This is a genomic window from Bacillus songklensis, assembly GCF_042649685.1.
Lineage (GTDB): Bacteria > Bacillota > Bacilli > Bacillales > Bacillaceae_H > Bacillus_BA > Bacillus_BA songklensis.
Map to the genome: position 1 here is coordinate 127,718 of NZ_JBHRZT010000007.1, position 22,068 is coordinate 149,785.

At 40.3% G+C, this 22,068-nt stretch carries 24 protein-coding genes; 5 read left to right on the forward strand and 19 right to left on the reverse strand.

Annotated features, from left to right (window positions below):
- The 4 genes from ACFOU2_RS01180 to ACFOU2_RS01195 all read right to left on the reverse strand — a co-directional run bounded on the left by ACFOU2_RS01180 (position 1) and on the right by ACFOU2_RS01195 (position 4,442).
- On the reverse strand, positions 1-198 hold the full coding sequence (locus ACFOU2_RS01180; protein ID WP_377911471.1) for a Spo0E family sporulation regulatory protein-aspartic acid phosphatase: 198 nt from the start codon (positions 196-198) through the stop codon (positions 1-3).
- A 119-nt stretch (positions 199-317) separates the two neighbouring features.
- Positions 318-1,715 (reverse strand): hypothetical protein, encoded by a 1,398-nt coding sequence (locus ACFOU2_RS01185; RefSeq protein WP_377911473.1) that lies wholly within the window; start codon positions 1,713-1,715, stop codon positions 318-320.
- Positions 1,716-2,022: 307 nt separating this feature from the next.
- Complete coding sequence (locus tag ACFOU2_RS01190; protein ID WP_377911475.1) at positions 2,023-3,117, reverse strand: zinc-dependent alcohol dehydrogenase; 1,095 nt, start codon at positions 3,115-3,117, stop codon at positions 2,023-2,025.
- Between the two features lie 44 nt (positions 3,118-3,161).
- Positions 3,162-4,442, reverse strand: coding sequence for a Rieske 2Fe-2S domain-containing protein (locus ACFOU2_RS01195; RefSeq protein ID WP_377911477.1), 1,281 nt, complete (start codon positions 4,440-4,442; stop codon positions 3,162-3,164).
- A gap of 265 nt (positions 4,443-4,707) precedes the next feature.
- Here ACFOU2_RS01195 and ACFOU2_RS01200 point away from each other — a divergent pair, with 265 nt between their 5' ends.
- Complete coding sequence (locus ACFOU2_RS01200) at positions 4,708-4,950, forward strand: hypothetical protein (RefSeq protein ID WP_377911479.1); 243 nt, start codon at positions 4,708-4,710, stop codon at positions 4,948-4,950.
- Between the two features lie 88 nt (positions 4,951-5,038).
- Here the strand turns inward: ACFOU2_RS01200 and ACFOU2_RS01205 are convergent, their stop codons facing one another.
- The 8 genes from ACFOU2_RS01205 to ACFOU2_RS01240 form a co-directional block, all read right to left on the reverse strand.
- Positions 5,039-5,737 carry a class II aldolase/adducin family protein gene (locus tag ACFOU2_RS01205; protein ID WP_377911481.1) on the reverse strand — a complete coding sequence of 233 codons (699 nt, stop codon included), beginning with the start codon at positions 5,735-5,737 and terminating at the stop codon, positions 5,039-5,041.
- Between the two features lie 27 nt (positions 5,738-5,764).
- Positions 5,765-6,742, reverse strand: a complete 978-nt coding sequence (locus tag ACFOU2_RS01210) for a DMT family transporter (protein WP_377911483.1) — start codon at positions 6,740-6,742, stop codon at positions 5,765-5,767.
- Positions 6,743-6,748: 6 nt separating this feature from the next.
- On the reverse strand, positions 6,749-6,985 hold the full coding sequence (locus tag ACFOU2_RS01215; protein ID WP_377911485.1) for a hypothetical protein: 237 nt from the start codon (positions 6,983-6,985) through the stop codon (positions 6,749-6,751).
- Positions 6,986-7,143: 158 nt separating this feature from the next.
- Positions 7,144-8,415 (reverse strand): Rieske 2Fe-2S domain-containing protein, encoded by a 1,272-nt coding sequence (locus tag ACFOU2_RS01220; protein WP_377911487.1) that lies wholly within the window; start codon positions 8,413-8,415, stop codon positions 7,144-7,146.
- Positions 8,416-8,683: 268 nt separating this feature from the next.
- Positions 8,684-9,496 carry an ABC transporter permease gene (locus ACFOU2_RS01225; protein ID WP_377911489.1) on the reverse strand — a complete coding sequence of 271 codons (813 nt, stop codon included), beginning with the start codon at positions 9,494-9,496 and terminating at the stop codon, positions 8,684-8,686.
- A complete protein-coding gene (locus ACFOU2_RS01230; protein WP_377911491.1) occupies positions 9,496-10,311 on the reverse strand; it encodes an ABC transporter ATP-binding protein in 816 nt (271 codons plus the stop codon). The genes ACFOU2_RS01225 and ACFOU2_RS01230 overlap by 1 nt, the downstream gene beginning before the upstream one ends.
- Positions 10,312-10,351: 40 nt before the next feature.
- On the reverse strand, positions 10,352-11,368 hold the full coding sequence (locus ACFOU2_RS01235; protein WP_377911493.1) for an ABC transporter substrate-binding protein: 1,017 nt from the start codon (positions 11,366-11,368) through the stop codon (positions 10,352-10,354).
- Between the two features lie 574 nt (positions 11,369-11,942).
- Positions 11,943-12,710 (reverse strand): IclR family transcriptional regulator, encoded by a 768-nt coding sequence (locus tag ACFOU2_RS01240; RefSeq protein WP_377911495.1) that lies wholly within the window; start codon positions 12,708-12,710, stop codon positions 11,943-11,945.
- A 150-nt stretch (positions 12,711-12,860) separates the two neighbouring features.
- On the opposite strand from ACFOU2_RS01240, the gene ACFOU2_RS01245 reads away from it, so the two are divergent.
- The 3 genes from ACFOU2_RS01245 (at position 12,861) to ACFOU2_RS01255 (ending at position 15,500) form a co-directional block, all read left to right on the forward strand.
- Entirely contained in the window at positions 12,861-13,085 is a 225-nt protein-coding gene (locus ACFOU2_RS01245; protein ID WP_377911497.1) for a hypothetical protein, read from the forward strand.
- Between the two features lie 131 nt (positions 13,086-13,216).
- Positions 13,217-14,209, forward strand: coding sequence for a PhnD/SsuA/transferrin family substrate-binding protein (locus ACFOU2_RS01250; RefSeq protein WP_377911499.1), 993 nt, complete (start codon positions 13,217-13,219; stop codon positions 14,207-14,209).
- A gap of 199 nt (positions 14,210-14,408) precedes the next feature.
- Positions 14,409-15,500, forward strand: coding sequence for a zinc-dependent alcohol dehydrogenase (locus ACFOU2_RS01255; protein ID WP_377911501.1), 1,092 nt, complete (start codon positions 14,409-14,411; stop codon positions 15,498-15,500).
- A 268-nt stretch (positions 15,501-15,768) separates the two neighbouring features.
- Here ACFOU2_RS01255 and ACFOU2_RS01260 read toward each other — a convergent pair whose 3' ends face one another.
- From ACFOU2_RS01260 to cspD, 5 genes are all read right to left on the reverse strand, one after another.
- A complete protein-coding gene (locus ACFOU2_RS01260) occupies positions 15,769-17,085 on the reverse strand; it encodes an ATP-binding protein (RefSeq protein WP_377911503.1) in 1,317 nt (438 codons plus the stop codon).
- A gap of 481 nt (positions 17,086-17,566) precedes the next feature.
- Positions 17,567-17,935: a hypothetical protein gene (locus ACFOU2_RS01265; protein WP_377911505.1), complete on the reverse strand. Its 369-nt coding sequence runs from the start codon at positions 17,933-17,935 to the stop codon at positions 17,567-17,569.
- Between the two features lie 45 nt (positions 17,936-17,980).
- On the reverse strand, positions 17,981-18,502 hold the full coding sequence (locus tag ACFOU2_RS01270; protein ID WP_377911507.1) for an acyl-CoA thioesterase: 522 nt from the start codon (positions 18,500-18,502) through the stop codon (positions 17,981-17,983).
- A 270-nt stretch (positions 18,503-18,772) separates the two neighbouring features.
- Positions 18,773-19,654: a cidABC operon transcriptional activator CidR gene (gene cidR / locus ACFOU2_RS01275; RefSeq protein WP_377911509.1), complete on the reverse strand. Its 882-nt coding sequence runs from the start codon at positions 19,652-19,654 to the stop codon at positions 18,773-18,775.
- Positions 19,655-20,051: 397 nt separating this feature from the next.
- Complete coding sequence (cspD, locus tag ACFOU2_RS01280; protein ID WP_377911707.1) at positions 20,052-20,252, reverse strand: cold-shock protein CspD; 201 nt, start codon at positions 20,250-20,252, stop codon at positions 20,052-20,054.
- Positions 20,253-20,714: 462 nt separating this feature from the next.
- Between cspD and ACFOU2_RS01285 the strand changes: the two genes are divergently transcribed.
- Positions 20,715-21,026, forward strand: coding sequence for a hypothetical protein (locus tag ACFOU2_RS01285; protein ID WP_377911511.1), 312 nt, complete (start codon positions 20,715-20,717; stop codon positions 21,024-21,026).
- A gap of 337 nt (positions 21,027-21,363) precedes the next feature.
- Here the strand turns inward: ACFOU2_RS01285 and ACFOU2_RS01290 are convergent, their stop codons facing one another.
- Entirely contained in the window at positions 21,364-21,687 is a 324-nt protein-coding gene (locus ACFOU2_RS01290) for a MerR family transcriptional regulator (protein WP_377911709.1), read from the reverse strand.
- Positions 21,680-22,045: a hypothetical protein gene (locus ACFOU2_RS01295; protein WP_377911513.1), complete on the reverse strand. Its 366-nt coding sequence runs from the start codon at positions 22,043-22,045 to the stop codon at positions 21,680-21,682. The genes ACFOU2_RS01290 and ACFOU2_RS01295 overlap by 8 nt, the downstream gene beginning before the upstream one ends.
- Positions 22,046-22,068 lie beyond the last annotated feature (23 nt).

Below are 22,068 nucleotides of genomic sequence, written 5' to 3' on the forward strand. Positions count from 1 at the left end.
TTACCTTTCAAGTATTATTTCTGCTTCGGGACACCCTTTATTAAAAATTTTTTGTAGAGAGAGAATTTCCTCGTCTAATAAACAGCTAACTTGTAAGACTTCTGGATCGGATATCCCTTTATATTCAGCTATATCGTACATTTTTGCTCTTAATTGTTGTATATTATTAGTCAATTCCAGAGCCCGATTCAGTATCATATAAAATTTCTCCTTACATTATATATATTGATTTACGAATTAGGATGTGTGAAATTGAATTTCATTCATACCGGAGGAATTAAAGAACAGTCTTACTTAGATACTTGAAGGTTTCAAATCTAAACCAACAAAATAGCAGTTGCTAAAATAAGCGAAAATCCAATGGCGTACACCAGGCTCCATCTGGCAATACGGAATGGAGCTACATCAATTATGGATGACATAAGCCCAAGAGTTCCACTAAATGGTCCCATATAAAACGTCATGACTGCCCCACCCAGAAAAGCGATCGCCATCTGTTCTGGTGTAATTCCCAGAATGGCCGGTTTTAAGGATTGGGCCAGTAAATTGACGACGACAATCGGATGCATCCCTATATAGGCTAACAGCAGCGTAATATACGGAATAAGAATTAAAAATAAATGTACCCCAACCAATTCCTTGAATTGAACAAATAGTTCATTGACCAAATAATCATTTCCTGAATAGTGAAGAGCCTGAACAAAAAATCCGGCACTTAGAAAAATGGCAAACGATTCACTCATCTCTCCCACTTTTCTTGTAAAGTGATGTTTCACCTCCAGCCAAAAGGCCTGATTCTTCCTTAGCGAAAGACACCATATCCAAGCGAAGGGAACAGTTAAAAGCGTGACGCTCACCACCAACCCCAATGAAAAAATAGCATCGATACTGACAATCAGAAATAAGAGCAATACAATCGCGAACAGGATTTGAAGCATCTTACGGCAGCGGAATGGATGATCATCGAGTGACACATGTTCTTCAGCGGCAGCTGTTTCCCGTTGTCCAACGCCGGACTGTCCATAGTCTTCCATCATGCTGAAAATAATCCAATTAAAGACCAGCGTTACTAAACTGATGAAAAATAGCATCGGGAAAATGTGGAGCCACCGAACCTCCGTGGCATAGAGAACGACCCCTACAATTCCCGATAAAGGAGTCCACATAATAGGTAAAGAGTATCCATGGATAATGCCGCTAGCCAGAAAACGCTTGGGCTTTCCGATTGGCCAGGCCTCCACAGCGGATTTTATGCTGGAATGGACGATCGGAATAGCGGCCATATTCAAAAAACTTCCGAGGAAATAAGATAAACCGGTTACAACGCGATACAATTGAGAGATTGATTTTACTCTCCTTTGAAACAATTGTTCGAAAACCTTCCTGTACCCTCCGACCTGTATCGGTATGGACAATAAAGGAACGATCGCAAAGAGGGAGAGCAAATAGAGCATGTCACCATAAAGCTTCACGTAGGATAAAAAATCAATTCCTTTACTCCCAGCCATCAACGTTCCCAAAGCCAAAAATACAACAGACATCAGCCGGGTAAAAAAATGGCATGATCGAAGTGAGAATGCAATAGCCATTATAGAAACGATTGACAACATAAAGCCTAATCCTTTAAATGGGGCCAGCTGAAAGACAAGAAACAGAACCACAGCAAGTGTAAAAATAATAGATTTTCCATAAATCGAGAAGCGTTGTATTTTCATCCAGTCATCCTAAAAAGGGAGATCACCGATTTCCCTCGTAACCTTTCTGCTAAATTTTCCATTCTGTTATTTCTTTACATTGGAGTAATCAACAAGGTCAGAGGCATGAATGTACCGTAAACCGCCTTTTTCCTTGAACTTGGGCAGTTCATCCTCAAATAGGTTCTGGCAGCGAAAAAAATCAGATAACAAAATCTAAATGAACATGGACTTTTATATGACTCGGATTCCCCTTTCTTATTTGAGCAACGTAATTACTAAAAAAGCCCCTTTGTGTCTAAAGGAGCTTTTTTAGATTGTTTATTATTTACATCCATGGAGAGACGGTAACTAATAACCGGGAAGAGTCAATCTCTCCTGCGGCTGTTCTTAAAGCTAGATCGGTCTCGCTTAATCTATAATTGTGCGAGTTCATAATCCCGAGAGGAAATTTTCCGGAGGAGATGAACTCTACCGCCATTTGTACCGATTTATAACTATGTCCGCGAACTCCTTTAATAGTTAAAGTTTTGTTGTAAATGATATCTAGATCAAATTCATTGAAACGTTGGTTTTTCAAAGCTCCTAATAACACTGTACCTCCTGTTTTTGCGACTTCTAATGATGAGATGACAGGTTCAGTTCCTCCACTAGTTACATCAATAACCAAATCGGCCATTTTTCCATTGGTTATTTCATAAACCTTTTCAATCAAATCCTCTGAACTCACATTAACCGCATAATCAGCACCTAATTCCAGAGCCAGCTTCAAGCGTTCAGAACTACTATTTCTTCCAGTAATAATGACCGTTTCGGCTCCAGCTGCTTTTGCCGCTAAAGCACACGCCAGCCCTTGCTGACCTGGACCTTGGATAACGACGACATCCCCAGGACCGACTCCTCCTATGATTCTCATCCATTCAAATCCATTAGATAAAGGCAATGTTAATGCCGCCTCAATTGCCGGAACATGAGAAGGAAGTTTGTGGATGACAGCGTTAGGATGTAAATACATATATTGGCTAAAACCTCCATAAAGTGATGGTTCCATAGCAATTGGAGTGGCACCATACCTTATCCCATCAACTTTTGGATTCGTGTTAGAACATAAGCGATATAAACCTGTCCGACATAGCTCACATTGGCCGCAAGGGATATACTCTTCCATGACAATGCGATCGCCTTCTTTAACCCCCCAGCGCTTGGAGGCTAATTCACCAATTTTGTGTATATGGCCAACTACATGGTGACCTAAAATCATCGGTTCTCTTAAATTATTATAATAAGAAACATCCGTTCCACAGACGCCGACAATTTCTACCTTTAAAATACCTGTATCTGGCCCGACATTCGGTAAAAGGACTTCTTTGATTTCTGTATGTTTTGTATCGGTTGCTACCGCAGCTAATGCTTTTTCCACCATAAAAACCCACCTCAATAAAAAATAATAGTTGTTTACTTCATCTATTAAACAGCCTCAAAGTCCTTTTCTCTTAGTTCTAAAGCTTCCTTTGCTCCTTCTTGAAATGGTACGCCCTTTGGAAGTAAGACAGAAGCAGAACGAATTCTATGACTACTAGGATCCAGAGCCGGTAACTTTCCTCCATTTTCCAGTGCCTTTACTGCTTTTAACAAACATTGTCGAGCCTTTATAATAGCTGTATCACTAGTTCCTAACTTTTCTTGTGATCGGTCAACAATAGGCCCCGCACTTACTTGAACTGCATGATCCTCCATTCCTACACCAAATATACCCGCAAAAGATTCGCCTCTTTTTTGCATTTCCCGATCAATAAGAAAATCATTTTCTTTATTTGCTTTTGTGCGGAATGTACCTGGTATCAATGATGGATGAATTCCAGCCCCAGATTTCATCTGTTGAATTTCTTCTTCTGTCAGATCACGATCTGGTGTCCAGCTCCAACTCCATACCCAACAGTTTTCATCATCGATAGGTACCCAGGCATGCCCTCCTCGTGGAGCCCCGGCAAACGGAGGTATCATTGTATAAAAAGGCATAAGAAACTGTGTAATCCTCCAATAAAAGTTTTCCTCATCAGCCTCTCTTCTTGCACCGATTAATAATCCATAATCAGTATCCGCAACTTCAAAGCGGGGCGCAGTATCTTTCGCTAAGAATGTTGTGCTGTTACTTTTTTTAGAAACTCCTAAGCCTCCAACTGAACCGGAGTGAAGAATAGATACATGGCTAGAATCAATTCCGCCTTCTAAAGCTTGAAAAAAATTACATTCTTGTATTTTTCTAGAAATATAGCGTTGACTATCAGAAACTAGCATCCACTCTTGTTCTGGTAATTCCGGTTTAGATTCAGGCGGTCCCATATATGTCCAAATAACTCCACCGCGTTCCTCACAAGGATATGACTTAATTTTAACTTTATCCTTAAACTTACTTTCTGGCGGTTCAGAAGGTAAGTCGACACAATTTCCATCAGTATCGAATTTCCACCCATGGTATGCGCATCTAAGCCCACAGTCTTCATTACGACCGAAAAAGAGAGACACTTTACGGTGTGGGCAGAATTCATCAACTATTCCAAGTTTTCCATTTGTATCACGAAACGCGATTAATTCCTCTCCTAAAAGCTTAACTCGTACCGGTGGACAATCCGGATGAGGAAGTTCCTCTGCTAAAAGTGCTGGGATCCAGTATTGTCTAAGCAAATTCCCCATCGATGTTCCAGGTCCAGTTTTTGTTAATAAGTAATTATCTTTAGTAGATAACATATCAATTCCCCTCCTAGGTTTCATTTATATTCTATTTTTATTTTCATACATAAATAAAGCGTTTTCAAATTGATTCTTTTTATCTGGCTCATAGAAAACATTAATGGCTTTATGAACACGACTAACATTATTAATAATTTTTATAGGCTAAATTAAAACCATCAATTTGTCTGCTGTTGATTTCACGTATATAATGAAAAGAAAATTAAGAATATTTATTTATTAGTTTGTATATCAAAGTTTTCAGGAAAGAAGGTTAAAATTGATGAATGATAAAGAATTTGAACAATTAATTTTAAAGTGTTATAGCAACAAAACAGTTGCCATTCTTGGATATCAAGATAATGGAGGACAGCAACGAGCACATTTTCTTAGAAGTCATGGAATAGATGTAGTCATTGGTCTTCGAATTGGTGATGAAAATTGGGAGTTGGCAAAACAAGATGGCTTCACCGTTTTACCGGTGTGGGAGGCGGCTGAATTGGCTCAAGTAGCTCAAGTCTGGTAAAATTAAACATTTATATAAATCCATTGAAAATTGAAAATCCGTAAAAATAAAAGAAGTGGATTTTGTTATCCACTTCTTTTATTTTTCATCAATTACTCGGGTTCCGATGCAAAATGCAGTGATGATAATCCCAAACTTTCTGTATGTTGTTGGGCTGCCAAAGAAATGGTGCCATACCCCGTATTTCTTCTTCTTCCAAGGAATGAGCATAACCAAGCTGACTGGCCATGTACTGCCGGTATGCATTCTCTTCCAAAAAAACGCTGCGGACAAAGGTCTCCATAATATTATCACCGACGATTACCGCACCATGGGCCTTCAACAGGACAATTGAATGTTCCCCCAGCTTCTCGGCCAGTTCATCGGCAACGTCAAAGTCGCTGATGGACCGGGATTTGGGAAAGACCGGGATTCTTCCTAACGTCGCTCCTTGGATAATGACAGGACGCAATGGGATTTTGGCGATCGTAAACAGAGTGGACCACTGCGGATGGGTATGGGCAATGGCTTGAACATCCTTTCTCTGCTTGTAAATTTGAGTATGAAGCGGATATTCATTGGGTGGTCGTCCGTCTCCTTCGATGATCCTTCCTTGCAAATCGATCGTAATGATATCCTCTTCGGTTAAGGAGCCTCTGCTCGCTGCGGCGGAGTTGATTAAAATGAATTCCGTTCTCGGGATCCGGACACTAAAATGCCCGTTAAAATCTATATGTTTTATCCTCTCCATCATACGGATCGCATCAGCCAGCTGTCGCTTTAAAGCATCAATAGAATGATCTTTCAAACGCTATTTCCCCCTTGCCTGCCATTTTCAACCTATCGTGATCAAACCTGCCCCCATCATCGCGATGATAGATGCAAAAATGACGGTTTTTGTTATTCCCTCGTTGGTTTTAAAGACCCACGAAGATAAAAATAAAGTAAAGATTACGTCCATTGAGGCGATTAAGGCTACTTGAGAAACGCCGCTGTGCGTCAAAGCGGAAAAATAAAAAATTTGTCCCAACGAAGTAGCCATTCCCGCTCCAAACAGCCATGGACGAAAACCCGAAAAAGCCGATCGGATCGATTGCCGGTATCGTTCCTGAAACAAAGACAAGGTTAAAAATATGATGATTCCGGCAAACGCCCCTATCATAGTGCCCAAATAAGGGTCCGGAATCTCCGCTAACCCTTCCTTTCTGACCACGTATCCGATCGAATAGGCCAATGCGGATATCAGACCAAACAAATACCCTAAACTGGCGAATACTTGAATCCACCTGATCCATGCGTTTTTCTGGATTCCTTTCTTAATCAGCCGCCCCGTCTGACGATTGGTTTCGGTTGTCACCGCCAACTCCTTTTTAGCCTTTCCAGCGGCTGCAAAGGATTCATATATCAATGTAGCGAAGCTGCCAAAGATAAATACCATGCCGATGATCATAACAATATTTAATGACTCATGGAGAAACAACACGCCGATCAGCACGGTAAAAAAGGGATTTAAACGTTTGATGGCGGAAGCTCGTACGGAGCCCAAATGCTGGATGGATGTAAATAACAACGTTCGTCCGATAAATGCTGTCAATAGACCGGCTAAGACAAACCACCATATTCCTTTGGCTGTAAAAGTCATCCCATCTTGGAACAGGCCCCTCCCAACGGCAATGATCCCGGAAATCAAGAAAGTGATCACGATCGATAGAAAAACACCGTTGTCAACGGATTTCGATGTTGTCCCTTTCTTGACCATCACATTAGCGCAAGCGAATGTGAAAGCGGCCAACAAGGCTAGTGATTCTCCCATGCTCCCCTACCACACTTGAATAATATTCGCCGATTCTACCGCTTCCCACAGCGTCTTCACATCAAACCCGGCGCGTTCCGCCTCTGCCCATGCTTCATCGACAGGCCTGAGGCCGATAACTACAGAAATCTCATGTTCTCGCAGCAGCCGGGCATATTCCTGTCCTTCACTGCTGTATCCTAGAATCGCAATTGTTTTTCCATACAAATAATCCAGAATCTGAAACTGTTTTGATGGTAACATCTAAAATTCCCTCCCTGTTCAATTATTTCTATATATCTTCGTTTCATAAGTGAGTAATTTTATTGTACATAGCATAGTAGTTTAATAGGGGGTTTAATCTCGTCTGGATTAGACGATGGACCTTTGCTTCCTGGTTCAGCAAAGGCCCATCGTCATTTTTAAAATTTTGCTTGCATGTCTTCCGCTAATCCTTCTCTCCAATCGATTCCTTTTGGAAGGAACCGGTCACACGCCCGCACATTGCGATATGTTTCCGGATTGACTCCTTTAGGCTGGCGCCCTTCCTCTAAATCTCTTATTGCTTCCAGTAACATCTGCCGAGCGGCAATGATAGCCAAATCGGCGGTTCCCAATCGCTCTTTTGTGCGGTCAATAAACGGCTTTTCCATCGTTTCTTGGAGTGCATAATCCTGAGTATTGACCCCTTTAATACCTGTAAAGGTTTTCGTACGTTGAAGCTCACGATCGATCAGGTAATCATTTGAAGGATTCCGCTTTAAGCGGTATCCAGGTAATACATCATCTGGCCCTCTCCCAAATAGAATCTCTTGTTCCAAGGAAAATTTAGGATCTAACGGAATAGACGGCTCACTCGTGTATTTAAAGTTCCATACCCAAACGCTCTCATCATCAATCGGCACCCAAATATGGCCTCTGACAGTCGGATAATCCTCTCGACTTCCATCATGCCATTTAATCATCTGCCCTCGCATTTGTTGGGCCGGCATGATAAACTGATAAGCGCGAATGTAGTTACCATCATCCTTCAAGTCACGGATGCCGACATACCGGAATCCATAATCAGTTTTGTCTACTTCTAATTTTGGATTAGTCGCACGGCTGCGCATCGATTTTTTATCTTGGATATTATTGTTGTGGGCAAACGATGAATGGGATGTATCAATTCCACCTTCAAGGGCCTGCAACCAGTTGCAGCCTTCATATGTTTTAGATACTTGGAAATGGGTGTCAGGAGCTCTCAACCATTCGAAGTCCGGATAACTCGGCTGCTCACCCTTCCCCATATATGTCCAAATGATCCCGGATTTTTCCCATGTCGGATACGAAGTTAGTTTTACCCTATGCTTAAATTTGCTGTTATCCGGTTCATTCGGCATGTCCACACAGTTGCCGGCCTGGTCGAATTTCCATCCGTGATAAACGCATCTAATTCCACACTCTTCGTTGCGCCCCCAGAATAAATGGGCCCGACGATGTGGACAATAAGCGTCCAAAATCGCAACCTTTCCTTCCGAATCGCGAAACGCAACCAATTCTTCACCTAACAATTTTAGTCTTACTGGTGGACAATCCGCTTCTGGAACTTCTTCCGTTAACAAAGCCGGAATCCAGTAACTCCTGAACACTTCCCCCATCGGAGTCCCTGAATTTGTTCTACAAAGCTTTTCATTATCTTCTTTCTTTAACATGATCCTCGCCCCTTCTGTACCATATAATTCAATTAGTTTTGTAATCTCATTATAAAATGGCCGTTTTACCGTCAACATACAAGGTTCCTGTATGCGGAACATGAACAAAAAAATTTTTTCAATAAAAAATTTTGGGGAGCGGTTAACTCATCCTCGATTTTCACACCACCGCATGTACCGTTCAGTATATGATCGTTCATCAAGTTTATAGGTTAATGCCCATGTTAGACACACAAGAAAGGGACAGTGATCCACTGTCCCTTCATGACTAACGATGCCGCCATGGTGCCAATTTCTTTTCTAAAACCTTTAACAGCTCCGTCAGCAAAACCGATAGAACCATTAGAACCACAACATAAGCTAAATATTCAGCAGTTTGGAATAGCTCGGAAGCATGCCGAATAGCAAAACCGATTCCGATATTCCCCGCCAGCATTTCAGCAACTACGACAGCGATTAACGCCCGCCCAATAGCCAAGCGGATCCCCGTGATCATTAACGGAATGGCTGAAGGAAATATAACTTCTTTAAACATCTGAAACTCACTTGCCCCGTAGGAGCGAGCTGCCTTAATCAATGACGGGTCAGTCATTTTGACTCCCGACATCGTGTTAATCAAGATTGGAAAAATAGATAAGGCAAAAACCATCATAACTTTAGACAAGGTTTCTAAACCGAACCATAATACAAACAGCGGAGTCAAGGCAATCATTGGAGTAGTATACAGCGCCGTAACAAAAGGGTCGAAAGCCAGTTCAAGCTTTTTCCAATAGCCCATCATCAGCCCAATCGGAATACCTATTAGCGCCATAGCAAACCCCAAACCGACTTCTATCGCGCTCACGGCAAGATGTTTGAAAACCTCCCCAGTGAGCGTAAACTCCCACGCTTTCATCATGATGCTGCTCGGCCAACTGAACATGAACGGATCAATCAGCTTCAACCGACCGCATAACTCCCAAATAGCTAATATAATGATCAATGTCACCGTTGGATAAGAAATGGCCGGAGGGATCCTTTTTACCTTTTTTAAAGAAGATGGAGCACCTATGATATTTCCTGAGACTTCCGTTTTTTGCATTATGCTTCCCCTTTCCTGTATTGTCTTCTTACTTCCCCTTTGAGATGATCCCAAATGGTTTGCTTATATTCTTGATATTCCGGTAATGCTTTTGTTTCCAGTGTTCTTGGGTAAGGGATATCAATTTTCACTTCATCAACAATCTGTCCAGGGCGGACCGACATAAGGAAGATTCGAGTAGATAAAAATACCGCTTCATCAATAGAGTGGGTAATAAAAATCACCGTTTTCTTCTCGTGAAGCATGATCTTTAGGACCTCTTCCTGCATAATTTCCCGCGTTTGTTCGTCTATCGCAGAAAATGGCTCGTCCATGAGCAATACCTTCGGTTCGACCGCAAAGCCGCGGGCGATTCCTACCCGCTGTTTCATTCCTCCTGAAAGCTGATGAGGATATTTTTGTTCAAACCCTTCCAAACCCACGAGCTTTATATAGTGCATGACCCGATCGCGAATTTCACGATCTGACTTCCCTTCCAGCCGCAAGCCAAAAGCGACATTCTGATACACTGTTTGCCATGGCATTAAAGCGAAATCCTGAAACACCATCGCCCGATCACGGTCTGGCCCATGTACAGGAGAACCGTTTACAAAAATGGTTCCTGATGTAGGTTTAAGCAAGCCATCCAACGTATGAAGCAAAGTACTCTTTCCACAGCCGCTCGGCCCGATGATAGAAATAAACTCCCCTTCATAAATCTCCCCGGAAACATTCTTTAAGGCATGAACTTGGTTGGGCTGTCCCTCATTGTAAATCACATTAAGTGAACTAAATTTTAGAATTGGCGTCTTCGTTCCTGTCAACGTTTCAATCATTGAACTCACCTCTATCATACATAATCAACATACGACCTCCTCAGTTAGTTTGCGAAATGGTTTCATCAACTAATTGGTTGATAGACACATTCCCTTTTAATGTCCCGGCTTGTTTGGTTGTGTCAATCGCCCATTTTATCCCTTCAACACTCGCTTCTCCTTTATCCGCTAATGCAGGCAGAACAAAATCCAGCGACTTTTGGGCATCTTCCTTTTTCATGTTTAATTGATCCATGAGCAGTTGGACCATTTCATCACGATTTTGCGGATTTTTGGCATAATCAGTCGCTTCAGCTACAGCATCCATAAAACCTTTTGCCGCTTTCGGTTGATTTTTCAAGAAATCGCCATTGGCAAGCAGCATGTTGTGATTGTAATTTTTTAACTCATCCCTCATCAAGGCTAATTTCTTCAATCCCGCAGCATCCGCTTTTAAATCTGTCGGCTGGCTTAAGATCGTCATTTGCGCCTGGCCGCTCATTACTGTCTGCAGACGAGTAGAGTTTTCTCCCGCTTCAATAATGCGAACATCCTTGTTCGGGTCCAAACCATTCTTCTTCAGCCACCAGCGCAGCTGAATGTCAGTTCCGTTACCGGGACGATTGGTTGCCACAACTTTTCCTTTCAAATCCTGCGGGCTTTTAATATCCTGAGTACTGTAGATCGAATACATTGATTGATTGTCTAGCGTTCCGATCATCTTAATATTTGCCCCTTGCGCTACTCCAGTAATAACAGATTCAGGCAAACTTGATATGACCTGAAAATCCCCTGTCTGGAGGCCTCGAAGGGCTGTTACCCCGCCTTGCACTTGGGTAAATGAAACGTTGATATGGTGCTTTTGGAATAAATCACGCTTTTCAGCTACGAAAAGCGGAAGATAACTGGCATTCGAAGAGGGAAGCCCCACCTTGACGATGGTCCCTTTACTAGAGACATCCTTTGCTTTTGTATCTGAAGCTGTTTGAGTATTGCTACAACCGATTAACAACGTGCACAAAATGAATAAATAAGCAATCATAATTGAAACTAGCGCTTTTTTTGAAGATTTCTTCACGAAAGAGTCCCCCTACGATTTTTTAATAATCCCAAAAAGAGATTTACTCTTATAGTTCTAAACCCACATTTCCCAGATTCTCTCCTCCTTTCCGCGAGGTAACCGTTTTCATTTATTTGCGTAAGAGTTAAAACAATGGAATCATTGTGCGCTACATATCTATTACTCCTTTCCCCTCTAAAAATTGGAAGTTTTCATAATTGTATTTTTATCTTCTCACAAAACACATAAATGAGAATAATGACGTTTCTATATGTGGAACGTCTACACAAAAATTTTTTCTTAACCGAATCAATTCATAACCCGGACCGTAGATTAAAAAAGTTTTGAGATCCGAAAAATAGCACCTTTCAAGTATTCCTTACAAACATGTGCTAAAAACTTGATAGTTCTGTAAAGGCACAGTTTGCGAGGAATACTTATGAAGTTGATTCATCATCAAACAGAAGGTTCCTTTATGTGGAATGGATATATTTTTATTTATATAACAAAAGAGGATGATTGGAATCCGCCACTCATCCCCAGACTCTTCATATACAACGGGCTTTTGAATAAATTTATTCGAATACCAGTCTTAACAATCCATCCCCAAGCGTTCCGTAATCAGCCGGCTGCAAGTCCGCATTTCACTAACATATTGCTGGATCTGATTGGGATAGAAATTGAATTTTGAGCCTGTCACACTAATGGCCGCTATCATTTTTCCCATATCATTATATACTGGTACCGCCACAGAAGAGATTCCATTTCTCAACTCTTCCATTGTAACCGCATATCCCCTTTTCTTGATATCGAGAATTTGTTGTTTCAATTCACGAGGGGATGTAATGGTTTTATTCGTATATGCAGTTAAACTGCCTTCAATTACCCGTTCAATCTCTTTTTCATTCTGATTGGCTAACAGCATTTTACCTACTGCCGTACAATAGCTGGGAACCCGATCACCAATCTGGGAAATGGTTCCGTTATCTTCATCGTGAATTCTCTTACATAAATAGACAATTCCTCCCTTGTCATAAACGCCCAGCCTCACAACCCGGCGGATTGATTTGGCTAACTTGTCCAATATTGGAAGCGCTACACGGCGCAGTTCCATAGAATGATAAACAGTGAATCCTAGTTCAAAAGCGGCGATGCCCAAATGATATTTTTGAGTTTCCATGTTTTTTTCTACCAAGCCGCATTCATTTAATGTCTTCATCAGACGAAACACGGTACTCTTTGCCAATCCTAAGCGCACACTCAGTTCGCTAATCCCTAATTCAGTCTCCGACAACGAGAATGTCTGTAAAATGCGGACGGCATTATGAACCGAAGATAATACTTCTACTTTCTCTGACATAAAACCCCCCCTAAATATCGTAAACTAGTTCATGTAGAAGAAAGAATTTGCCACAAAATATTTAAAATATTTTAAATATAATTAAAATTTAACAGAAATAACTACTGGATTCAATATATCAAAGCCATCTCCTTCAAGAAGGAATAGCTTATGGAGTTAAAGGGCCCTCACTGGGATTCCATTCCTTATCCCGCAAAGAATGCGTTGCGCAAATTTTCGCCGGAAAACCCGAAATCTGCTCTTCTTCCTGGGACAAAGAAAAAATACGGTCAGCCGGGGACACAATTTGACTGCCCTTTTCTTTATGAGCGGAGGCATATCGTTTCTAGAATCCTAATTGATAGCAAATCGTTCTATAGAAAAAAGGTAGGTTAAAAACAAAATCAAGAAATTTTGTGCCGTATGGAAGAACGGCTTGTTTCACGTTCAAAAAATTCAAGCCATAATAAATAAAAAAACAAATTCTTATTCTACTTTAACTGGAATTAAGAGAAAGGGTGAAACAAATGTCGAAATTAACATTAAGCTTTGCATGCTGGGATTATGACCGAATTCACGCATTGACCGATGGAACGGTTCAAGTAAAAGGAATCGATTTAAATTGGCTGAATATGCCGGTGGAAGAAACATTCTGGAGAATGATGCGCCATCAGGAGTTTGATATTTCTGAATTATCACTGTCTTCTTATTTGATTGCCAAAGACCGCGGGTATCCTAAATTCACCGCCATTCCGGTATTTATGTCACGTTTTTTCCGTCATTCCGGCATTTATATCAATAAAAATTCGGGCATAAAGGAACCAGCCGATCTACGCGGCAAACGGGTTGGGATTCCCGAATACCAATTGACGGCTTGTCTGTGGATTCGCGGAATTTTACATCATGATTACGGTGTTCATCCAGCGGACATGAATTGGTACACTGGCGGGCAGGAAACTCCGGGTCGAATCGAAAAAGTGAAGTTGGAGTTGCCTCCGGAAATCAACATCCGGCCGATCGGCGAAGACCAAACCTTGAACCAAATGCTTGAATGGGGAGAAATTGATGCTCTGATCGCTCCGCGCGCACCATCTTGCTTCTTGAACGGATCGCCTAACGTGCAGCGTTTATTCCCCGATTATGTGTCTGTAGAAAAAAATTATTACGAAAGAACGGGAATCTTCCCGATTATGCATGTGGTTGCAATCAAGGATGAAATCCTGGAAAAACACCCGTGGGTAGCGGCAAATTTATACCAGGCTTTCGTGGAAGCCAAACAAAAGGTCTATGAAGGATTCAATCAAACGGCGGCATTGAAAGTCACCTTACCTTGGTTCGTATCCGAATGGGAAAATACCCGGAAGCTGATGGGGGAGGATTTCTGGCCGTACGGCTTGGAGAAAAACCGCAAAACGTTGGAGGCGGCCGTCACCTATTCCTATGAGCAAGGGATGATTAAAAATCAATTAAAAATTGAAGATCTGTTTTCAAAGTCTACGTTGGAAGAATATACGCTGTAACCGCAAGCGGGGAGCCGATGAAGATCAATCTAGGGACAATGTGTAAGCAATTCACCGATTATTTGGCCAATTTTCTCGTTTTTATGGAAGGAATCCGAAAAAGCACTTATTTGTGAGATGGCCAGTCTTCCGGAAACTAGAATGTCGTGCTGAACCGTCAACCTCAGTAACGACAATAGATGATATAGGAGGGATAGGAGTGGCACAAAAAGTATTAGCAGCAGTAGCGGTAGGTGAAAAGCAAACGGAGCTACAGGAATTTGAAATTCCGGAGTTGTCCCCCGAGGAAGGAATCCTGCGAGTGGAAATCGTAGGCGTCTGTGGAACGGATGTCTCCTATTACCGAAAAAACCAGGAACCTAGAATCCTAGGTCACCATGTCGTCGGATACATTGAAAAAATCGGTGAAGTAGCCGCAAAGAAATGGGGAGTCAAAGAAGGCGATAGGGTTGCCATGGAGGAGTACATTCCATGCGGGCAATGTGAATATTGCCGAACAGGAATCTATCGTTCCTGTCTATTTACCGATCCCCGGGCAGGTGGAATCCGCTATGGGACGACTCCCGTCTCTCAGAATCCTTCCTTATGGGGAGGATTCGGCCAATATCTGTATCTTCATCCGAACGCAGTCGTCCATAAAATGGCGGAACATGTCCCGGCGGTAGAAGCAGCGCTTACGCTTCCTTTAGCGAATGGTTTTGAGTGGATGAGCATTGTAGGTGGAGCAAAGCCAGGCAAAGTGATTGTCATCCAAGGACCCGGACAGCAAGGTTTAGCCTGCGCTTTGGCGGCCAAGGCGGCTGGAGCGGAAGTGATCGTAACTGGCCGCAGCACAAGTCTTCGCCGCTTAGAGTTAGCACGTGAACTGGGTGTGGATCATATCATCAATATCCAGATTGAAGATCTCGTTTCCCGTGTGCATGAAATCACTGGAGGTAAAATGGCGGATATCGTATTGGATGTGACTTCAGGCGGAACAGCACCGGTTATTTCCTCGTTGGAAATCGCCAAAAAGGGCGGCACTGTAATCTTTGGAGCATATAAATACCAAAAAATCCCGGAGTTTAATAGCGATTTAGTTATTCAGAAAACGCTAACGGTAAAGGGCGTCCGCGGGCATAGTTACCAATCGGTGAAGATGGCGACGGAGTTTATAGCTTCCCGAAGGTTTCCGCTCAGCAAGATGCATTCCCATAATTACGGATTGAATCAAGTCGACCAGGCATTGAAGACGGCCGGCGGAGAAGGAGAGCCATCCCCACTTTTGGTTACAGTGTCTCCCTGGTCGTAAACGAATCCATTATTCAAATTGGAAGGAACGACCCTATCTACTGTCATAACACGAGAATTACAAACATGAGAAGCAGTCAAGTCATAGATTCATCTTTCCCGGCTAAATAGCTGTGTGCGTGCATATTTAATTTTTTAACCTCTGTCATTGAGCCTTCTTCTATTTGCACTTTTCTGTTCTCTCACCTTGAGCAGACTTACAAAGGTCTTCGTATAAGCGGCTGATAAAAACCCTTAATGTCGATTGGCAGCCGCTTATGCGTACATCATTAAACATGAGAACGTTTTTTGCTCATGTTTAATGATGTATGCGGATTTATATAGGCTGAGTGTTGATAGATTGGGATTTTAATTGAGAAGTATGTCCCTTTCCCTTCCTCACTTGCCACGCTGATTTTTCCATTCATCCCCTTTATAATACTAAACGAAACCATCGTACCAAGTCCTGTCCCCTTTTCCTTTGTTGTAAAATACGGCTCACCAAGGCGATTCATTTGTTCCTGTGTCATACCTTTGCCCGTATCACAAATATCGATTTGTATATTGGGATGGTTATAGCTTAGAAGTATTTGCAGTTCTCCACCATCTGGCATCGCTTCTATTCCATTTTTCAACATATTAATCAAACATTGTTGGAATTTTTTTCTTTCTCCCACAACAAAATATTTTTCATTATTCAATAAAGATAGCCTTATTCGTACCGTATTCATATTAGCTAAAGGGGTAATGACACTTACAGCATGCTGAATCTCCTCAAAAACATTTATTTTTTCTTTCTTTTCAAGTATTGGTTTCGCAAATGTTAAATAATCATTAATGATTTCTGCCGCACGATCCAGTTCTTGTATCGCAATATCTACATACTTCTTTCTTGTCTGTAAGGATACATCCTCAGATAACATTTGCACAAACCCTCTGCTTGCTGTGAGTGGATTCCGAACCTCATGAGAAATGCTTGTTGCAAGATGACTGACAACTTCTAATTTTTCTGCTTTTATTACCCTCTGTAACACATCAAAATTTGTTCTTATTACTTCCCAAAGAATCGTAGTAATGAACATGCCGATTACATTGATAACAATATACTCTATCCAAATAGTTGTTCCAATGTTGAGCCCAAGTATTTGTTCTGAAAAAAACATTGATGTCATTAATGAAACAAAGATCAGTGAACCGCTTACCATCAATTTTTGTTTTACAGACATCTTTAAATAGTATTTGGATAAAAAGAATACCAAAACAACTACCAGTGATAAAGAAAGGAGTGTTACATAAAAGCCATCTCCACCCATAGGATAGCGAATAATTAAAATCAAAGATAACAAAAAGAAACCTAATTTATATCCACCGTATAACGTTCCTAAGATAAAAGGAATCCTGCGAAGATCCAGGATAAAATGCTCTCCTAAAGCAACAGGAAATAGCATACACAGAACAACGGAGACAACAGGAAAAACCGCAATCATCCAATCCTTTAATTCTTCAAATCGATACGCATATTTTAATAGATAAAACATTTGCACTAAAAATAAAGAAAGGAGGATAAATAAAAAGTTGATAAGCAAATCCTTCGTTATAAGGTCCATACCCGCACCGAACTTTCAATTAAAGATTTTATACCTTAATTCCTATATTAACATTTCTAAGCACACAAAAGATTCATTTCTTTTGTTTCCTGCTTTTTTGTTAGAACCATTTTACAAATAATAAAGACAATCGTACAAGTTTTTTTAAAAAAAATCTCATAAGATAAATTAAACACGATATAGAGGGAATGATGATACTTTGAACATAGAAGGAAAACATATTATCATTGATGCGTTTCAGTGCGGTTTCTCTCTTTTCAAAAACGATTTATGCTTTTGGTTCTGGTGCAAACATAATCTGGTAGACAAATAGGACCTCATTTGTTATGGCTCAAGGTTTGCAAACATAAAAAGCAGCCGAGGCTTTCTTGAAAAAGCGCTTGGCTGCTTTTTATCTCTTGACTCACTTAGATAAAAATCAATCGTATGATTGTTAACAAGACGATTTCTGGTTGATATCAAAACCATCTGTTATGTTAAATCACGCCACCGAAACACCTACTAATGACTCAGGCGTTTGGCCAAGTGATAAAAGACTAATTTTATTATATCCGATCTTAGGATATTTTTTTAATAAATCCTTCAATTTTTCAGCACCGTTTTTTTCCATTAATGCCCTTACCTCATTTTGATACATGCTTATAACAGAGGATTGGACGGAACGTGGTGCATATTTACCCGGATCTTCATTTGTAATTAAGCATCCCATATAATGATATTTGAATTGTAATTGTCGTGTCAGATGAATGACATGTAACCAAATTTCAAAAAGGGCTGGTTCGGATTCCCTGATTTTCTCTAGTTCAGCTTTGACTGCTTTTAATTCGGCAAGACTTGATATGGATACCATACGATCGTCCCCTTTTATTTAATTTCCTTAAAATAATTTCTTGAACTACTCAACATCCCATGGTTTTTCAACTGTGATAAATCCAGCTAGATCTTTACTTTTTTGTCTTCTTAACTTACGCATTTCTGCTCTGTCTTTCCCTGTTTCATAAAGAAACTTTTCTTCCGCCGTTTCAGGCAAAACACCCGGCACTTCAATAGGTTTTTTATTTTCATCCAAGGCTACAAAAGTCAGAAATGCAGTAGCGGCTATTCTTCTCTCACCGGTCATCATATCTTCTGCAATAACTTTACAAAAAATTTCCATTGATGTCTTCCCTGTATAGGAAACAAAGGATTCAATACATACTGAATCGGTTTGTTCAATCGGGCATAAAAAATCGATGGAATCTGTTGATGCTGTTACACATTCTTTTGCTCTTGAATGTCTGCGAGCTGACAATGTTGCACAACCATCAATTTTTTTCATCAGAATTCCACCAAAAAGTGTATTATAGTTATTTAAATCACAGCTTAATACTTGATCTGTATTAATAATGCGACTTTCCTTTGCTTTTTTTCGTTCCATTGTATTTGTTCCTTTCTGTCTTAAATCATCTGTCACAAAAGGTCAGAACATAACCAACTCTCCTAAAAAGTTCTTAGGGGTCCCTTTTCTTAAAGTGTATAATGGAACATTTTGTGAGTAAAATGGTTATATTTCATCTAAACTATAGACGATATCTATGTAAATGCTTTCAAATATGCGTTATGTACATGAACCTTAAAAATAAAGACGGTTCTTTCACCATGCCGCAAAGAACCGTCTATCATTCATATTCTGACTCCAAAAGGGACATCATCTTTTTAATTGCTCTTTAGTAAACCGTAGCCATTCCTTTGCAGCATACGAAAGATAATGATCCTTCCTCCAAATAATTGCAAGTTTCCAATTTATAGAGGGATTGACTACTTTTATGGTTCGGACGTTGCTTTCAAGATGGTGACAAATGCCTTCAGGTAAAATTGTTACACCCAGCTTACAGGCGACCATTTGTTCAACAGAATCCCATCGAGAGCTTTCAGAAATAATATGGGGGGTGAATCCAACAAGGTTGCAGGAAGAGATGATTCGATCACGTAATACAAAGTCCTTATTAAACAAAATAAAGGATTCACCGTCCAGTTCTGCTAAATTAATTTCCTTTTTATCTGCTAACGGATGTGAGGGATGGACGATTAACCTCATATCCTCTTCCACAAACGACAGATCATGAAACAAATCATTATTTGTTGGGAGAACGACGACGCCAAAATCAAGTTCATCGGCTGCGACATCCTCTTCTATTTTCTTTGAACCATTTTCAACTAATTGAAAAGTGATGTCTGGATACTGCTCATGGAAACTGCCGATCATACTTGGAAAAAAACGAGAATCGATAATGGGCGGTAAACCAATCCGAATAAATCCTTTCTTTAACCCTAAAAGGGAATCAAGTTCAACTTCTAAATTTCGAAATGCTTTGTCAATTACCTGTGCCTGCTGAAAAATAACGTGTCCTGCATCAGTTAAAGTTAGTTTCTTTCGAGACCGCTCAAATAATGTTACACCCAGTTCATTCTCAAGATTTTTAATCATTTTACTGATGGTAGGTTGAGTGATAAATAAATGATCAGCTGCACGGGAAAAGCTATTCAAGCGAGCAACTTCAATAAAATACTGTAAGTGCTTGATATCCAATTGTTTTCACCTTCTTATAAGAGATTCATAGCTTCGAGTATGTCATATACTAAGTATACTCTTGCTAGGCCGTGTTTGCGAATCCTCTTGCTATGCACGGTTTATTCTTGATCTTGGTTTATGTTCTTTATAAGTTGTAGGGCGACTAAAAAAAGTCGCCTTATTTTTTTGATAGGCCATATATAAGATGGTGAATGAGCATTTATCATTCAAGAAGTTTTATATTAATGCGAAAATCCATTATGAAATGATCTTCTGGAGACCCAAATTTGTGCACTTTCGAATAAACTGACCATTATTTATTGAAGTCTTACCCATATTTATACTTTATCCTTTTTAATAAATGAAAAAGCAGCCCATTGACTGGACTGCTTTTATGATTCGTCTATTCGTCGAATTATAATTTTACAACGTTAGCTGCTTGAGGGCCACGGTTACCTTCAACGATGTCGAAAGAAACTTCTTGACCTTCTTCTAAAGTTTTGAAGCCTTCACCTTGGATTGCTGTGAAGTGTACGAATACATCGTCGCCGCCGTCAACAGAAATGAAACCGAAACCTTTTTCGCCGTTAAACCATTTTACTTTACCTTGCATAATAAATGAGCCTCCTAAAAACATGAAAAAATATAACCATCTTACCACTTACATAAATCCAATATAGCAGTACGTCCAAGGTGAGAAATGTTTCATCACTGCATGAAAACGACTTGATTATATTAAAATTTACATACGAAGTAAACAGTTAATGTAACTATACCATTTCATGATTCTGTAGTCAAATAATTCTTTTCCTCTCCCTTCGGCCATACATCTTATTATCATCATATATTATGCACATATTTTATTGCCTAACCATAAAAATCTGCCTATTTATAGGTATACATGGCAATACTGGAAAATAAAACATTGTATGCCGGGTTTTAAACGTATATAATCTTGAATGGAATGGGATATGCCATAATGTGAAGTTCTTGTTAATCTCCACTCTGAGGTCTTTTTTGACAAAAAGGAATCCATCGAAAATAAAAATGTACAATCACAAAAATTGAAGGTGTAAAAGTGAGAAGACGATTCATTATACCCGCAATGAAAACAACAGCCCTTATTTTTCTTGGCCTGCTTATTTTATTTCATACAAAAAGGGTTATCACTTCCCTGCCCGTTACCATCGCAACTGGCCTTGGCATTTTTCTTCTATTCGTCCTTAGTGATTTATTTTTCGAAAAAAAGCCATGGTTTCTAAAGGGGATCCAATTATATATGTCTGTGATGCTATTTGTCATCGCAGCTTTGGAGATGCATCATATTGTCAGCTCAATCTGTGTGCTTTCAATCATCATCCTTCCCCGCCTCTTAAATGAACTGCTTTAACGTCCTTTGGTATGTTAAAGCCGGGAGGTTTCACTATATAAATCGAAGACCTTTGTAAGCTCGTTCAAGATGAAAAAACAGAAAAGCGCAAATAGAAGAAAGCCGGGTGACAGAGGTTAAAAACTTAAATTGGATTTATATAAAAAAGAACCTTTCACGAAAATGTTGAATGAAAAGGTTCTTTTTTAGTCGTTTAGTTTACTATCATCTTTTCTTTCATTTCAAAAAAGATGCTCTCCCCTTCTCTATTCATTCAACTAACGCTTACTGATGAAAGAATAAGAACGGATTTTCCGCTTGCACGTCCTGTGCGTTGAAGTCCCCACCGAGTGAAATTTCACTTTATATGACCGGAAGCAAGCTTGGAGAGACGCAGCGCTTCTTGGACACCGAATTTTTCCGTTAGCTTCACGCTTTCTTTGGCCGCTCTTTTAATGGTAATGCCCCTGGCGAGTAGATTGACAAAAACTTTAAGAAGCAGCAAGTCTTCCTGTATGAATACATATCTCCGATGCAAATCTTTCCGAAAGACATAACCGGTGTAATTTAAATGCTGACAGTAAAAAAAGAGTGTCTCCACTGATAGGCCCAACTTTTCCGCTGCTTCTTCACTGTTTAAAAAAGCCTCATATCTGCGACTGAACGACTCTCCCTCAAGTATAGATAAATTCTTTCTCTCTTCTTTTCTTGTAGTGCGTGAAAAGCTTGATACAGCCGCTGTGAATAGTCTTTATAAACGGGTGATGGTCACTTGCTTTTGGATAATAAGCGCGGGAAAGCATGATTTTAATCATTTCAAGACTAGCAATTTCCCCTTCTACGGGAATCATCCCAATAAATTCAATTTCTGGTTGATATTTATAAATTGAAGCTTCAAGATTACTCGTGACACACTCGATATAAAGAAGCTCTCCCGATTCATCAAATAGAAAGGCAAGCCCCTCTTCCTTTTTTATTCTGTGCAGCTCTTGCTTATGAAACAACTTACCCAAAACTCCCATACTTGCAAGATCGATCACTCTCTTGTCCATCTTGCCCTCAC

Excerpts from the sequence above, each read along its gene's own strand:
- ACFOU2_RS01265 (WP_377911505.1), bottom strand. The coding sequence starts at position 17,935 with ATGGTATCCATATCAAGTCTTGCCGAATTAAAAGCAGTCAAAGCTGAA.
- ACFOU2_RS01210 (WP_377911483.1), bottom strand. The coding sequence starts at position 6,742 with ATGGGAGAATCACTAGCCTTGTTGGCCGCTTTCACATTCGCTTGCGCT.
- ACFOU2_RS01215 (WP_377911485.1), bottom strand. The coding sequence starts at position 6,985 with ATGTTACCATCAAAACAGTTTCAGATTCTGGATTATTTGTATGGAAAA.
- ACFOU2_RS01225 (WP_377911489.1), bottom strand. The coding sequence starts at position 9,496 with ATGCAAAAAACGGAAGTCTCAGGAAATATCATAGGTGCTCCATCTTCT.
- ACFOU2_RS01230 (WP_377911491.1), bottom strand. The coding sequence starts at position 10,311 with ATGATTGAAACGTTGACAGGAACGAAGACGCCAATTCTAAAATTTAGT.
- ACFOU2_RS01245 (WP_377911497.1), top strand. The coding sequence starts at position 12,861 with ATGGAGTTAAAGGGCCCTCACTGGGATTCCATTCCTTATCCCGCAAAG.
- ACFOU2_RS01190 (WP_377911475.1), bottom strand. The coding sequence starts at position 3,117 with ATGGTGGAAAAAGCATTAGCTGCGGTAGCAACCGATACAAAACATACA.
- ACFOU2_RS01180 (WP_377911471.1), bottom strand. The coding sequence starts at position 198 with ATGATACTGAATCGGGCTCTGGAATTGACTAATAATATACAACAATTA.
- ACFOU2_RS01260 (WP_377911503.1), bottom strand. The coding sequence starts at position 17,085 with ATGGACCTTATAACGAAGGATTTGCTTATCAACTTTTTATTTATCCTC.
- ACFOU2_RS01200 (WP_377911479.1), top strand. The coding sequence starts at position 4,708 with ATGAATGATAAAGAATTTGAACAATTAATTTTAAAGTGTTATAGCAAC.
- ACFOU2_RS01240 (WP_377911495.1), bottom strand. The coding sequence starts at position 12,710 with ATGTCAGAGAAAGTAGAAGTATTATCTTCGGTTCATAATGCCGTCCGC.
- ACFOU2_RS01220 (WP_377911487.1), bottom strand. The coding sequence starts at position 8,415 with ATGTTAAAGAAAGAAGATAATGAAAAGCTTTGTAGAACAAATTCAGGG.
- ACFOU2_RS01270 (WP_377911507.1), bottom strand. The coding sequence starts at position 18,502 with ATGGAACGAAAAAAAGCAAAGGAAAGTCGCATTATTAATACAGATCAA.
- ACFOU2_RS01195 (WP_377911477.1), bottom strand. The coding sequence starts at position 4,442 with ATGTTATCTACTAAAGATAATTACTTATTAACAAAAACTGGACCTGGA.
- ACFOU2_RS01250 (WP_377911499.1), top strand. The coding sequence starts at position 13,217 with ATGTCGAAATTAACATTAAGCTTTGCATGCTGGGATTATGACCGAATT.
- ACFOU2_RS01185 (WP_377911473.1), bottom strand. The coding sequence starts at position 1,715 with ATGAAAATACAACGCTTCTCGATTTATGGAAAATCTATTATTTTTACA.